The sequence below is a fragment of the Pseudarthrobacter sp. W1I19 genome, assembly GCF_030817835.1.
Classification (GTDB): Bacteria; Actinomycetota; Actinomycetes; order Actinomycetales; family Micrococcaceae; genus Arthrobacter.
Genome location: NZ_JAUSZR010000001.1, coordinates 393,488 through 407,957, shown reverse-complemented (window position 1 = coordinate 407,957; position 14,470 = coordinate 393,488). Strand labels below are relative to the sequence as shown.

The 14,470-nt window shown below is 63.3% G+C and carries 12 protein-coding genes; 2 read left to right on the top strand and 10 right to left on the bottom strand.

Annotated features, from left to right (window positions below; all coding sequences use genetic code 11):
* Positions 1–24: 24 nt before the first annotated feature.
* From QF038_RS01820 to QF038_RS01810, 3 genes are read right to left on the bottom strand one after another with little or no spacing between them, the layout of a single operon-like run.
* Positions 25–1,533, bottom strand: coding sequence for a tripartite tricarboxylate transporter permease (locus QF038_RS01820; protein ID WP_307608175.1), 1,509 nt, complete (start codon positions 1,531–1,533; stop codon positions 25–27).
* Complete coding sequence (locus QF038_RS01815; protein ID WP_307608173.1) at positions 1,533–2,180, bottom strand: tripartite tricarboxylate transporter TctB family protein; 648 nt, start codon at positions 2,178–2,180, stop codon at positions 1,533–1,535. Before QF038_RS01815 ends, QF038_RS01820 begins: the two co-directional genes overlap by 1 nt.
* On the bottom strand, positions 2,177–3,157 hold the full coding sequence (locus tag QF038_RS01810) for a tripartite tricarboxylate transporter substrate binding protein (protein ID WP_307608171.1): 981 nt from the start codon (positions 3,155–3,157) through the stop codon (positions 2,177–2,179). Before QF038_RS01810 ends, QF038_RS01815 begins: the two co-directional genes overlap by 4 nt.
* A gap of 227 nt (positions 3,158–3,384) precedes the next feature.
* Here QF038_RS01810 and tcuA point away from each other — a divergent pair, with 227 nt between their 5' ends.
* Complete coding sequence (tcuA, locus tag QF038_RS01805; RefSeq protein WP_307608169.1) at positions 3,385–4,878, top strand: FAD-dependent tricarballylate dehydrogenase TcuA; 1,494 nt, start codon at positions 3,385–3,387, stop codon at positions 4,876–4,878.
* 72 nt (positions 4,879–4,950) lie between these two features.
* A complete protein-coding gene (locus QF038_RS01800; RefSeq protein ID WP_307608167.1) occupies positions 4,951–5,643 on the top strand; it encodes a GntR family transcriptional regulator in 693 nt (230 codons plus the stop codon).
* 239 nt (positions 5,644–5,882) lie between these two features.
* Here the strand turns inward: QF038_RS01800 and QF038_RS01795 are convergent, their stop codons facing one another.
* The 7 genes from QF038_RS01795 to QF038_RS01765 all read right to left on the bottom strand — a co-directional run bounded on the left by QF038_RS01795 (position 5,883) and on the right by QF038_RS01765 (position 14,433).
* Positions 5,883–6,914, bottom strand: a complete 1,032-nt coding sequence (locus QF038_RS01795; protein WP_307608165.1) for a hypothetical protein — start codon at positions 6,912–6,914, stop codon at positions 5,883–5,885.
* A 223-nt stretch (positions 6,915–7,137) separates the two neighbouring features.
* Positions 7,138–8,313, bottom strand: coding sequence for a response regulator (locus QF038_RS01790; RefSeq protein WP_307608163.1), 1,176 nt, complete (start codon positions 8,311–8,313; stop codon positions 7,138–7,140).
* Positions 8,314–8,478: 165 nt separating this feature from the next.
* Entirely contained in the window at positions 8,479–10,017 is a 1,539-nt protein-coding gene (locus tag QF038_RS01785; protein WP_307608161.1) for an alpha-N-arabinofuranosidase, read from the bottom strand.
* 69 nt (positions 10,018–10,086) lie between these two features.
* On the bottom strand, positions 10,087–10,983 hold the full coding sequence (locus QF038_RS01780) for a carbohydrate ABC transporter permease (protein ID WP_307608159.1): 897 nt from the start codon (positions 10,981–10,983) through the stop codon (positions 10,087–10,089).
* Between the two features lie 2 nt (positions 10,984–10,985).
* The gene (locus QF038_RS01775; RefSeq protein ID WP_307608156.1) at positions 10,986–11,888 is read right to left on the bottom strand and encodes a carbohydrate ABC transporter permease; all 903 of its coding nucleotides are present in this window, start codon (positions 11,886–11,888) and stop codon (positions 10,986–10,988) included.
* A 27-nt stretch (positions 11,889–11,915) separates the two neighbouring features.
* Positions 11,916–13,250 (bottom strand): ABC transporter substrate-binding protein, encoded by a 1,335-nt coding sequence (locus tag QF038_RS01770; RefSeq protein WP_307608154.1) that lies wholly within the window; start codon positions 13,248–13,250, stop codon positions 11,916–11,918.
* Positions 13,251–13,431: 181 nt separating this feature from the next.
* The gene (locus QF038_RS01765) at positions 13,432–14,433 is read right to left on the bottom strand and encodes a LacI family DNA-binding transcriptional regulator (RefSeq protein WP_307608152.1); all 1,002 of its coding nucleotides are present in this window, start codon (positions 14,431–14,433) and stop codon (positions 13,432–13,434) included.
* Between the last annotated feature and the right edge of the window lie 37 nt (positions 14,434–14,470).

The window sequence follows — 14,470 nt, the reverse complement described above, 5'->3', positions numbered from 1 at the left end:
CCGCTTTGCTTTTCGCCAGGGTAATCAGGCCTTGCGGCTGGCCCGGTGCCGCAGGTGCTGGACGGCACTGAGGGCAAGGGCGGCGGCCAGGACCAGGTATAGGGTGATGGTGATGGGGCTGTCCACCAGGATGCCCAAGTCCCCCTCAGATACCGCCAGTGCACGGCGCAGTTCGGTTTCTGCCATGGGCCCGAGAATCACGGCGATCAGTACCGGCGCCAATGGGATGTTGTAACGGCGCATCAGGAATCCGATGAGGCCGATAGCGATGAGCAGCCAGAGGTCGAGGATTGCCGAGCTTACTGCATAGACGCCAAGCATGGAGAAGACTGTGATGCCGGCGTATAGGTAATGCTTGGGGATGCTCAACAGCTTGGCCCAGACGGAGGCGAACGGAATGTTGATCATCACCAGGATGACCAGGCCGATGAACAATGAGGCCAACAGCGCCCAAACCAGGTCGCCGCTTCGCTCGAAAAGCAGGGGTCCCGGCTGCATTCCGTACTGCTGGAACGCGGCAAGCATGATGGCGGCCGTGGCTGATACCGGCAGTCCCAAGGCGAGCAGCGCACCCATGGCGGTGCCGGCGGTGGCGTTCGCGGCCGCTTCGGGGGCGGCAAGGCCGCGGATGGAGCCGGTGGTGCCGAACTCCGGGTCGTTCCGGCGTTTGGCCAACTGTTTTTCGGTTCCGTAAGCCAGGAAGGTGGGCACTTCTGCACCGCCGGCTGGGATCAGCCCGAACGGGACACCGAACGCCGTGCCGCGCAGCCACGCGGGCAGCGCCTTCCTGAAGTCGGCCAGGCCCAACCGGGCACGGCCCTTGGTGTGGATTCGGGTGACCACAGGGTCGCGGTGGATGCGGGAGGCGATGTGGAAGACCTCGCCAAGGGCCAGGAGCCCGACGGTAATGACGATGACGGAGATCCCGTCGAAAAGCTGGGGAGTACCCAGGGTGAACCGGGCGGTGCCGCTAGGGCCGTCAATCCCGACCAGGGCCAGGGCGAGGCCGATTCCAAGGGCTGCGACGCCGCGGATCACGGATTCGGACACAACGGCGGAGATGGCCAGGAATGCGAATACTGCCAGGGCGAAGTACTCGGCCGGGCCGAAGACGGTAGCCATCTTGACCAGCGTGGGAGCGAAGAACACCACGAGGGTTGTGGCAATCAGCCCACCGATGAACGCGCCGATTGCGCAGGTGGCCAAAGCCTTGGCGGCCTGTCCGCTTTTGGCCATGCGGTGGCCCTCGAACGTCGATGCGATGGCGGAGGAATGGCCTGGGGTATTGAGCAGGATCCCGGAGGTGGAGTCGCCGAAGAGTCCGCCGAAATAGATGCCGGCGAACATAATGAAGGCCGCAGTGGGCTCAAGTGAAAAAGTGATGGGCAACAGCAGCGCCACTGCCATGGCAGAGCCCAGCCCGGGGACCACGCCGACGGCGGTGCCAAGGAGGGCGCCGATCAGCACCCAGAGGAGGTTCATGGGGGTCAGGGCGTGCGCGAAGCCGCCCATGAGGAGTTCGAGTTGTTCCATTAGAGGATCCCTCCTATCAGGCCGGAGGGCAGGCTGAGGCCCAGGGCGGCGCCGAAGGCCAGTTGAATAATTGATGAAAAAAGCAGGCCTACACCGACGTCGAAGATGGGGCGGCGGCTGCCAAGGGCATAGGCGACCAGCCAGAACAGCGCTGCGGCACTGATGACCCAGCCCAGCGGTTCCAGCAGCAGGACAAAGGCCACGACGGCCCCTATCAGCAGGCCAACTGTGCGCCAATCGGAATAGGTCTTCCAGGTCTTGCCTGGTGTCTGGGACGGCGCACCTTCGTAGGCTGCGTCTTCTTCCTTCCCCAGGTGGCCGAGGTCGTGCAGCATGTCAGCGGAGAACTGGCCGTGTCCGGGGTGGACGGTGTTGTCCGGAACGTTCGGTGTGCGGAGGATGTGGACGGCCAGCAGGGTAGCGGCCACGTACAGGACAATGCATACCAGGATGGGGAAGAACTGCGGTCCCGGAGCAGATTTGCCCTGCACGTTCATGGTGGCGGTGCCGATCGTGAGGAAGATGGCAATTGCGTAGAGCACGGCTACCACCACAAATTCGCTGCGGCCGGTCCTGAAGCGAGGCTTCTGTTTGCCGTGGGGCCCCGTGGTGGATCCTGCTTCGGGTTGGTGCTGGGTGATGCTCATAGGCCGAGGTCCTTTACGATTTCTTGGGCCGTTGCGACTTCGTTGGTGATGAACTGCTCGAATTCTTCACCGGTGGAGAATGTGTCCGTCCAGCTGTTGCGCTTCAGGGCTTCCTGCCAGTGCTTGGTGCTGCGCATCTCGGTGATGATTTTGATGAATTCAGCTTTCGTTTCTTCGGTGGTTCCGGGGGCGGCAACGAAACCGCGCCAGTTGGACATTGCCGCGTCCACTCCCTGTTCCTTGAAGGTGGGAACGGCCACGCCGTCGAGCCGCTCCGGCGACGAAATGGCAAGGGCCCGCAAGGTTCCCGCCTCGATCTGGTCCCTGACCTCGTTGTAGCCGGACATCCCGGCGGCCGTGGTGTGGGACAGCAGGGAGGTCAGTGCCTCGCCGCCTCCGGAATAGGCGATGTAGTTGACGTCCCTCGGATCGATCCCGACGGTCTTGGCCACCATCGCGCTGAGAAGGTGGTCGATGGACCCCAGGGATCCGCCTCCGATCGAGGTTCCTCCCGGATCTTTTTTCCAGGCGTCCAGGAAGTCATTCAACGTCTGGAACGTGGAGTCGGCAGGAACAACCAGGGCCGAGTAGTCGTCGGCCATCCGGGCGATGGGGACAACGTCGGCCATGGACTCCGGATTGTCACCGAGTTCGATGGCGCCCACCATCACCCCGCCGGTCACCAGAAGGGCATCCTCGCGCCCGGGCGTCTGGACAAACTGGCTCAGGCCGATCGTTCCGCCGGCTCCCGGCACGTTGACCACCTGCGGGTTGTTGACCACGCCGCCGCTTTTGAGCGACTGCTGGCCTTCACGGGCAAAACCGTCCCAGCCGCCACCGGGTGCGGCCGGCGCGATCAGGGTGAGCTTGTTTCGGGCCGTACTCGATCCGCCGGCAGCACCGGCACTGATGAACGCAAGTGCGGCCACAACAGCAACCACCAGGCCGAACAGGGCATTGCGTAGGGGATTTTTCATAGTTCTCGTTCCGTAACGACATTGTTGGGCCGTGCGAAAGTAATTGCGGGCCAGGCCAGCAGTAAGTGAAGCACAACGGGCATCCACGCGGATACGTTTGTACACAACGGAATACATTTATATCTGTGATGCCATTCACTGGCAAGCGACCAGCATGAAAATTGCCTCTTGTTCTTTTGCATACGTTTGTATACAGTCGGATGCAACATCAACGGAAAGGACAAGGAATGTCTATCGGAAATGGGTCGGAGCCCCGAGGCATGGAGGCTTTTGACGTAATTGTGGTTGGCGGCGGCAACGCAGGATTCACTGCGGCGCATGCGGCGGCGGTCCGCGGGCGGAAAGTGGTGCTGCTTGAAAAAGGCAGCGAAGACCTTGCCGGCGGCAACAGCTTCTACACCGCCGGTGCCACCCGCATCGCTCACGATGGCCTCCCGGACCTGGCGGACTGGGTGGAACCGGACGAGCGGCACGGCCGCACTGAAGTGCCGCCCTATTCGGCGGAGGAGTACGCGGCGGACCTCGCCAAGGTGACAGAAGGCCGGAATGACCCGGACCTGACGAAGGTTCTGGTTGAGGAATCCCAGCCCACGCTCCGCTGGCTCAACAGCCTGGGCCTGAAGTACCGCCTGATGTATGAACGCCAGGCCTTCGAACGGCCCGATGGTTCCTACCTGTTCTGGGGCGGGCTCCACGTGGGCAACGTCGGCGGAGGTGAGGGACTGATCGCGGACCACACCCGGGTGGCCGCCGAGCTGGGTACCGATGTCCGGTACAGCCATGCAGCAAAGCGCCTCATCGTCGAGGACGGACGCGTGGTTGGCGTCGTCGCAGATTCACCGTCGGGCGAACTGGCATTGCGTGCCGAATCCGTCATCCTCACGGCAGGAGGTTTCGAATCCGATCCTCAACTGCGCAGGGAGTACCTGGGCGAAGGCTGGGAAAACGCCAAAGTCAGGGGAACGCCGAACAACACTGGCGACATGATCACCGCTGCCCTTGAGATCGGGGCAGCACGTGGAGGTGACTGGGGAACGTGCCACAGCGTCCAGTGGGATGCCTTCACCGCCACTAACGAGAGCAACCGCGAACTCACCAACCGCTTGACCCGTCAGAGCTACCCCTTCGGAATCATCGTCAATACCAACGGTGAGCGGTTCCTGGATGAAGGCGCGGACTTCCGGAACTACACCTACGCGAAGTACGGCAAGGAGATCCTGCAGCAGCCCGGATCAGTGGCGTACCAGATTTTTGATGCGACCCTTCGCCCCATGCTGCGCACCGAAGAGTACGACATGCCCGGTATATCCGTGGAAGTGGCGGACACACTGGAGGAACTGGCATCCAGGATCGGCGTCGATCCCGAAAAACTGTCAAAGACTGTCAGCGACTTCAACAACTCAATCGACCGCAGCATCGCTTTCAATCCCAATGTCAAAGACGGGCGCTCCGCCGCTACAGAGCCGGTGAAGAGCAACTGGGCGGCACCCATCGAAACCGGGCCCTTTTACGCTTACGGTGTCACCTGCGGAATCACCTTCACGTTCGGCGGCATCAAATCAGACACCCATGGCAGGGTTCTCGACGGCCAGGGAAAGCACATCCAGGGCCTGTACGTGGCGGGCGAAATGCTCGGCGGCCTGTTCAGCGCCAACTATCCCGGTGGCAGCGGACTTGCTGCCGGTTGCGTCTTCGGGCGACGGGCGGGGACCCTGGCGTAAAGTTTGCTTCGAACCCGCCGACCCTGCGCTACGAGTACGAAGCACAGCCCATATTCTTCAAGGACCAGTCAAGTGACGGATACAGCATCAACGCCACGAGTGGATGGCGAGACCATCTTCCTGACATTGCGGGGCGAGATCCTGTCCGGAGTCCACCAGCCCGGCACGGCCATTCGTGAAACATCACTTGCCGAACGCTTCGGCGTCTCCCGGACCCCCGTCCGGGAGGCGCTGTCCCGCCTCCAGCAGGAGCGTCTCCTCGAACGGGTAGCCCGAGGACTGCAGGTTCCACAGGTTGACCCGCAACAGGTCATCCAGATCTATGACATGCGGATACTTCTCGAAGAGGAAGCTGCCCGGCAAGCAGCCAGGTCCCGCCAGTTCCCGGACCTCATGAGGCTCGAGGCCCTTCTTCACCGGGACCGGCAGCTCGAGGATCCGGATGACCAGACCAGAATCACCACAAACCTGGAGTTCCATGCCGCCGTCTGGAGTTCCGCCCACAATGGTGTTCTAGAGGACCTGCTGGACCGCCTGTCCACGCACCTCATCCACGCCCCTCGGTCCACGCTGTCTACCGGAAACCGTTGGACGGAGTCCCTTGACGAGCACGAAGCGCTGATCCAGGCCATCGAACAGCAGGACAGCGACGCCGCCGGCAAAATTGCCAGGAAGCACATGGAAACTGCCCGTGCCCTGCGGCTGCAGCTTCTCCGGGAGACAGCCCTGCATCATCCGCTGACAAGCTACCGCTCCCAACGGTAGCCTCCGGCGCGCTGCAGAAGCGGCAACCGCGGCCATGGATTTATTGACCGCCGGATGCAGTTCCGGCATGCGTGAGGCCGAGTCCTGCATGCCTTCGCAACAGCAACCCGAAAGTCGGGCGCAGGACGAGGTTAACGCGAGGGAGGCGGGGCGGCCGAAGGGCCGCCCCACCTCCTCCATACAAAAGGAAACGGGCGACGGCGGGGGCCTCCCGCCGTCGTCCGCTCCCCCTTTGGGGCCTACTGGCTGAAGGGGACCTTCTCCCAGCTCAGGACCTCGCCACCGGCGCTGTTGCCGGCCACAGTAAACCGCACATAGTTCGTGGCGTTGGCGGAGCCGTCCACGGTGATGCGCTGCAGGTTGTCCGCGGCGGCCTGGCCGTAGACCTCCAGCCAGGGAGAGCCCTCGGCCAGCGGCTGGTTCTCGGCGAAGACGTGGCTGTCGCCGTTGATGAGGTACACCGGGGCGTGGAAGCCGTTGGTCTCCTCGATGATGGTCTTGACGATCTCGCGGAACCCGGAGACCGTTTCCGGGTTGGCCGTGGCCGCGGCAAGCAGCGACGGATCGAACATGTCGGCCTGGGTCATCAGCACCACGGCCCGTTCGTTGCGGCGCTCCGCGTCTGCGAACGTTTCGTGGATCTGGGCGATGACGGCGTCCGTCCGGTGCTGCACCTCAGCCAGCTGCTCCGGGGTGGCCGTTGTTTCGCCCAGCCCGGTCCACGGCTGCAGGGAGTTGTTGCTGCCCTGGATGTCCACCACGGAAAAAGCCACCCGGTTCTGGGTGAAGCGGACGTTCTCCGGCAGCCCGAGGCTCTCCTGGGACTTCACCGGCATGGTGGCGCCCAGCGTCTTGCCGGGCTCGCTGAAAAACACTTCCCGCAGCTTGTCCAGCCGCTCCAGCGGGTTGTAGGCGCCGTTGTTGGTGCGGTGGCAGTCCACCCACTCGTTGTCGCCGGGGGTGTAGACCAGCGGGTGCTCGAAGGTGTCGAACTGGGCCCGGATGTTGGCGAAATATTCGTCGGAGCAGACCGACGAGCCGTTCTTGATGTCGCCCACATGGGTGACGAACTTCAGGTCCCGGTCGGCGTTGATGTCCTGGATCCGGCCCGGGAACTGGGCGATTTCGGCGGCACCGTAAGGGATATCGCCAATGACGCCGAAGGTGAAGGCCTCGCCGGTGCTGTCAGCGGCTGTGGCGGGCTGGGACGCAAGGAGGCCAAGCGCCAGGGTGAGGGCCGCCGTCGTAATTTTCATGGTGTGTGCAGGCATCGGAAATGTTCCTGTCTCGGGGAAAGGCTTAGGCCGGGCGGGCGGTGAGGAACTGCCGAGGGTGCTTTCACGAACACGGAGTACTCCTGATACCTCGGGGATGTCTGCCCGGCAAAGGGGTGTGCCGGACAAAAGGGTGCGTGAAAAGACTGCTGGCTGCGGGAGAACTAAGAAGGACCGCCGGGTTTCGAAAAGGTGAACCGGGAGGGACCAAAAGCCGCTGCTACAGCACCCCGAGGTAGATGCTGACGGTAGTACCGCCGCTGGAGCTTGGAGAAATCTCCAGCCGTCCCCCGTGTGCGGCGGCGATCCTGGCACACGTCGCCAGACCCAGGCCGGTACCTGCAGGGTCGCCTTCCCGGTGCAGGCGGACCAGCGGTTCAACCACTCGGCGCCGGTCCCCCTCTCTGATTCCCTTGCCGTTGTCCTCTACCCGGATCACCACGCCAGCCCCGGCGCGCTCACCACTGACGCGGATGACCGGTGGCACGTCCGGGCGGCGGTATGCCACTGCGTTCTGGATCAGATTCTGCACTGCAACCCGCAGCTGGCTCTCGTCAGCGTCGAAAATAAGATCCTGACAGTGCACTGCGGCACCAGCTTCCCGCAGGCCCAGGCTCAGGTCTTCGGTGACTTCCTTCACCAGGCCCGCCAACGACAGCCGGGTCCTGGACAGCGAACCGCCGATGGAAGCGAACCCCAGCAGCTCCTCCACCATGGACAGCAGCCTCCGCGCACTGCTGCCGATGATCTCCAGGTACTCTGCGGTGTCCTCCGTCTGGCCCGATTCTGCGTCCATGCCGGCCAGTTCGACGTAGCCCAAAATGGAGGTCAGCGGTGTGCGGAGGTCATGGCTGACCCGCCCGGTGAATTCAGCGAGCCGTTCGTTGCTTTCCCTGGTTTCATCCAGCGCGTTGGCCAGGGCAGCGTGGAGCGCCGTGACCCGCCGGGCGGCCAGCAGGCGGGTGCGCAGGACGAACGGGTCCAGCGGCTTAGCCACGTAATCGTCCGCTCCGGCCCTCATGCCCTCCAGCACGTCCTCCTGGGCGCCGTGCGAGGTCAGCAGCATCACGTAGGTATAGGAGCTTGTTTCGGCGGCCCGGATCGCCCGGCACAGATCAAGCCCATTGAGCCCGGGCATCATCAGGTCGCTGACCACCACGTGCGGCCGCCGCTCCTGGTAGAGCCGCCAGGCTGTGTCCCCGTCCGCAGCCAGGATGCACTTGTGCCCGGATTTTTCGACGGCGGCCTTCGCCACGAGCAGGGACCCTTCGTCGTCGTCGACAACCAGCACCGTCATGACGGCCCCGGAGTCGTCCAGCAGTCCGGAAAGCTTGGCGGTTTCCACGCCTGGGCTGTCCAGTCCTCCCGGCACACCCATATTCGAAGCAACTGCCATGATGCCCCCCGGCAAAATATCGTCACGCGCAGTCCACCCTTGGTCCGCTGGACCTATCGTCCCACGGGGAGGCCGGCCGCGGCAGTGGTAAGCGGACGACGGCGGGACCTCCCGCCGTCGTCCGCTTAGAAGCTGCCGCTGACTAAAGCTGCCGTAAGTGCGTGGTCAGTCCTTTGCCACGTCCAGCTCAATCACTGCCCAGGACAGGTCCGGGAGAGTTGCCCGGAGTTCGGAACCGCTCGCCTTCGCCCCTTCCAGCGGTTTGAGCCCCACCTGGTTGGGGGCGCTTTGGGTGTTGATGGTGAAACGGTTGCCGTCTTCAGGGATTTCCAGGACCTCGGCGCGGAGGACCTGGCGGGCATCAAACCCGCGAAGTGCTACTTCGATGTCTGCCGCTTCCTCAAGGCCGCGGTTAGCGAAGAACAGCGCCACGCGGCCTGTCTCCTCGTCCCAGGTGGCACTGACATCCACCAGGTCGGTGCCGCCGAAGCGGGCATTTTCATACTTGTCCGAATCAACGGACAAACGCAGGATCTGGCCCTTGGCCAGCTCTGCCATACGGGCGAACGGGTGGAAGATGGTCTGCCGCCACGCCGGCCCGTTTTCCTCGCTGAGGATCGGTGCGATGACGTTGACCAGCTGCGCCTGGTTGGCGATCTTGACGCGGTCGCCGTGCCGGAGCAGCGAATTCAGGAGGGTTCCCACCACCACGGCATCGGTTACGTTGTATTTGTCCTCGATGACGCGGGGGTGCTCGCGCCAGCCGGCTTTGGCCACGTTGTGGGGCTGGTCCTGGGTATCCAGGCCGCGCTGGTACCAGACGTTCCACTCGTCGAAGGAAAGGTTGATGTGCTTCTTGTGCTTCCCCTTGGCCCGGACGGCGTCGGCAGTTGCGATGACTGATTCGATGAAATAGTCCATGTCCACTGCGCTGGCGAGGAAGCTGCCGGCGTCGCCGTTGTGCTCCTGGTAGTAGGCGTGGAGGGACACGTAGTCCACCTCGTCATAAGTGTGCGTCAGGACCGTTTGCTCCCAGGCGCCGAACGTAGGCATGCCGGAGTTGGAACTTCCGCAGGCCACCAGCTCGATGTCCGGATCCACGAAGCGCATGGCCTTGGCAGCTTCCTGCGCCAGACGGCCGTATTCCCCGGCGGTCTTGTGGCCGATCTGCCAGGGCCCGTCCATCTCGTTGCCGAGGCACCAGAGCTTGATGTTGAACGAATCCTTGTGGCCGTTCTTGGCCCGGAGATCGGACCAGTAGCTGCCGCCGGGGTGGTTGGCGTATTCGACGATCTCGCGGGCAGCGTCCACTCCCCTGGTGCCCAGGTTGATGGCTTCCATGATTTCCGTGCCTGCCAGGCGGGACCAGTCCACGAATTCGTGCAGGCCGAATGCGTTGGTCTCCACCGTGTGCCAGGCACCGTCCAGCCGGCGGGGACGGTCCCCGCGCGGGCCGATGCCGTCCTCCCAGTTGTAGCCGGAGACGAAGTTGCCGCCGGGATAGCGGACAACGGTGGCACCGAGTTCCTTGACGAGCTTGAGGACGTCGAGGCGGAAGCCGTTCTCATCAGCTTCAGGATGGCCCGGCTCGTAGATGCCGGTGTAGACGCAGCGGCCCATGTGCTCCACGAAGGAGCCAAAGAGGCGGCGGGGAACTTCGCCGACGGTGAAGTCGCGGTCGAGGGTGATCCGTGCGCGGGACATGGCGGAGTTTCTCCTTGGTGTGGGAGGTCTGTTTGAAAGCGGTGGGTTTGGTAAGCGGAAGGTGCCGGATCAGGTCCCGGCGAGGCCCGTCGTCGCAACGCCCTTGATGATCTGGCGCTGGAAGAAGAGGAACACCAGGATCAGCGGCAGCGCCGCGAGCAGGGCGGAGGCCATGTTCTGTGCGTACTGGATGCCGTAGGCGCTCTTGATGGTCTGCAGGCCCACCGGAAGGGTGAGGAGCGCGCCGTCGTTGGTGGCGATGAAGGGCCACAGGAAGTTGTTCCAGGCGCCGATGAACACAAAGATGGCGACGGCGGCCAGGATGGGCCGGGACAACGGCAGGATGATCTGGGTGAAGATCCGCATGCGGCTGGCGCCGTCCATCACCGCGGCTTCTTCAAGTTCCCGTGGAATCTGGTCGAAGAACTTTTTGAGCACGAACACCATGGCCGGGTGGATGACCTGCGGCAGGATGATGGCCCATGAGGTATCGATCATGTGCAGGGCGAGCATCTGGTAGAACAGCGGGATGATCAGGACCGGCGGCGGGACGATGATGGAGGCGATGATCACCGTCATCAGCACCTTCTTGCCCTTGAAGTCGATCCGGGACAGCGCATAGGCCACCAGTGCCGAGATCACCAGGGTGATGGCCGTGATGGCCGCCGAGGTGTACAGCGAATTCCACGTCCAGAGCGGGATGTTGCCGTCCTGGAAAACCTTCACGAACGCTTCGGGAGTAAAGCCCGACGGCGGCACCCAGCTGATCTTCGGCGCTGCGGCATCCGTCTCGGTCTTGAAAGCGGTGGCGGTGGCCCAGGCGAAGGGAACCAACCAGAGAACCGCGATCAGCGCGGCCACCACCACGGCGGCGATCTTGCCCGCGGTCATCTTTTTGCGGGGTTGGCGGAGTTCCGGGCTGGTGCTGGTGCCCGACGTGGGGCGGTCGAGGGTCTGAATTGCCATGGTTATGCACTCCTGCGGCGGGTGACGGCGAACTGCATGACCGAGACGAGCACGATCAGTCCGAAGAAGATGTAGGAGATGGCTGCCGAATAGCCCAGCCGGTATCCGGTAAACCCGGTTTCGAAGATGTACTGCACCACAGGCCGGGTTGATCCTCCGGGGCCGCCGGCTGTCATCTGGTACACCTGGTCGAAGATCTTGAGCGAGGCCAGGATCTGGAGCAGCACGATCATCACGGTGGTGGGGGTCAATTGCGGCAGGGTGATGGAGAAGAACTGCCGCCAGGCTCCGGCGCCGTCCAGGGATGCCGCCTCATAGTGCTGGTGCGGGATGTTCTGCATCGCGGCCAGGTAGAGCAGGAAGTTGAAACCCACCGTCCACCACAGCGTGGCAATGACGATCGCCCACATGGCCACGTTGGGGTCGTTGAGCCAGGCGACTTTGGGGATGCCGATCTTGGACAGGGCGTCGTTGATGAGGCCGAGCTGCGGGTTGTACATCCAGGTGAAGAACAGTGAGACCACGGTGGACGCAAGCAGGTAGGGGGCAAAGTAGGAGAGCCGCCACAGCCACTGGGCCGGGAGTCCCACGTTGAGCAGTGCCGCCATCACCAGGGCCACCAGTACCAGCGGAACGGTGCTGATGACGGTGAAGTAGAGGGTGTTGCCGAGTGAGCGCCACATCCCCGCGTCGGCCAGGGCCTCGGCGTAGTTGGCGAAGCCGATCAGGCTGTCATTGGCTCCGGTCAGGGACTTGCCGGTGAGGCTCATGTAGAGGCCGTAAAGAAGGGGCCAGACAAGGAACACAAGGAAGAAGACCAGGAAGGGGGCGGCGAACCCCCACCCGCTGAGGTTGCTCCTGGTGAGGCTCCCCGGTTTCCGCCGGGCTGCTAGTGAAGAACTCATGAAGGACTCCTTTGTCGCTCGGTGGGGTTAGACCGGGTTGGGCATGGAAAGAAGGTGGTTGGTCCGCTCTTCGAAGGCGCCCCAACCCGCAACTGCCTTGTCGCGGCCGAGGAGGACGTTCTGCACGTTCTCCGCGAAGTAGGTCTGCCAATCGGAACCCGAGCCGCTGAACCAGGATTCCGGATCGTAGGCAATGACGTCCGCTGCGTTGGCGTAGTGCGCCTGCGGTGTTAGGTCTTTGTAGGCCTGCGACTGGACCACGGGCTGGTACCCGGGAATGTGGCCTGCTTCTGCCCAGGAGAGCGATCCCTTGAGTACGTCGCTGACGAACTTGTAGACATCGCGGCGCTTCGCTTCGTCCACGTTCAGTTGCCGTGGAAGGACAAAGGAATGCGAGTCCGCGTAGGCGGCCGGCGTTCCATAGAGCGTGGGAATTGTTGCTGCGTCCACCGGCAGGCCTGCCTTCTTGAGGGTGGGCAGTTCCCAGACTCCGCTGAAGAGCATCCCCGAGTCGCCGCGGGCGAATTCCGCGATGCCGGTGCTGATGTCACCGCTCTTGGCCGCGATGGTGTCATCGAAAAGCGATGCCATGAATTCCAGCGACTCAATGGCTGCGTCCCGGTCAACCTTCATCGGCTGGCCCGGCGTGAGGGTGATGTCCGCGCCGTGCTGTTTGTAGAGCGTGTAGAAGAGCCGCCACATCTGGGATCCGCTGCCAAGGTAGCCAAAGGACAGGCCATGGGCCTTGGTGACCTTCTGCATTTCCCTGGCCAGGTCCATGAACTCCTGCGGGGAAGCCACTTCCTCCAGTTGTCCGTTACCGGCCAGGACGCCGGCCTTGCTGGCCACGTCCGTGTTGTAGAACATCACGAACGGATGCGAATCCAGGGCGATGGAGAATACCTTGCCGTCCTGCTGGCTCTTCTCCCAGATGCGCGGGGCGAAGTCAGCACCGGTAACGCCGTGCTCTGCCAGCAAGGAGAGGTCCCAGGGGTCGATCAGCCCGCCCGGCGCATAACCGGGTACCCGGCTGGCGTGCATGATGGCTACCTCAGGCGGGCGCCCGCCTGCCGAGGCCATGGCCAGTTTGGTGTAATACGGGGGTCCCCAGGCCAGCACCGTGGGGTGCACCTTGAACCCCGGGTTGGCCTGGTTGGCGCTGTTGATCATCGCCTGCATCTTGATGCCGTCGCCACCGGACAGCAGATGCCAGAACCCGATGTCCCGGACACCGGCGGCCTGGGCGTTTCCGCCGCACCCTGTCAGTGCGCCTGCTGCCAGGAGGCTGCCGAAGGCCGCGGTTCCCGTCAGTAACTGCCTCCGGGACAACTGCTTCCCGGGAAATAATTCAAACTGCTTCACCAATCACTCCTTTGGATGGGTCCGCTGAAGGTCACTTCTTATTGCTCAAAACTCCGGTTCCGGCGCGCTGCGCCCCTGGCCAATGCTGCTGGGGAGTGACGCGGGTCTCACATTACATCGATGTAATCGCCCCTGCAAGGGAAAATTGTTAGCGCCAACAACTTGATGGACCGCTCCCGTTTCAGCCGCGGCTGCTGTCCCGCTCCACAATCCTGTAGTCGATGGAAACCAGGCGCTGTTCATGGCCCCTGTCCGCCATCCGCTCCGTCAGGAGCCGCAGGGCTTCGCTGGCAATAGCGCGCTTGTCAAAGGAGACGGTGGTCAAGGAGGGAACTGCGTATCGTCCGTCGGCGATGTCGTCGAAGCCCGCAACAGCAATGTCCTCCGGAATCCGCAGGCCCCTCTTCCAGAGCACGCTCATGGCGCCGATTGCCATGGAGTCGGTGAAGCAGAACAGGGCTTCAGGAAGCGGATGCGAGTCCAGGTAGGCGGTGAGTGCTTCGGCACCAGTCTGCGGCGTCCATTTTTCGCAGGGAATGAGCAGCGATTCGTCCCGGCCAATTCCGAGGATCCGCAACGCTTCCTCGTAGCCTTGGGTTCTCTGGATCGCCGCGGCTGCTCCCCTTCCCTGGGTGGTTCCCAGGACGGCGATCCGGCGGCGCCCCGGCTTGGCCAAAGCCACGGTCATGTCCCGTGCGGCCGCGAAGCTGTCCACGAACACGCGGTCAGCGAGCTTCTGCGTGACCTCGCCGAGCAGGACCACGGGCGGAAGGGCAACGCCCACCTGGACGGCACTCTCATCCAGCACCACCGGGTTAAGGATCAGCCCGTCGATCAGGTTGGTGCGGGCGCGAACCATGAGTTCCTGCTCGCGCTGGGGATCGGAACCGGTTTCCTCGATCTGCACAACCCAGCCCTGCTCATGCGCCACTTCCACGATGCTGTGGGCAATCTCTGCCGAGTAGGGCGTGGCAAGGTCAGGCAGTGCCAGCGCAATCACGCCGGACCTTCCATTGCGCAGCCCGCGGGCCGAGAGGTTGGGCACGTAATCCAGGTCCAGGATCGCCTGCTCCACCTTCAACCTGGTGGCCCCGCTCACCGGAACGATACCGTTCATCACGTTCGAGACAGTCTTGGGTGAAACACCGGCGCGGCGCGCGACGTCCTTGACTGTTGCGCGCACTGCTCCCCTTTCAAACCCACCGTGCCAACCAGCAGGC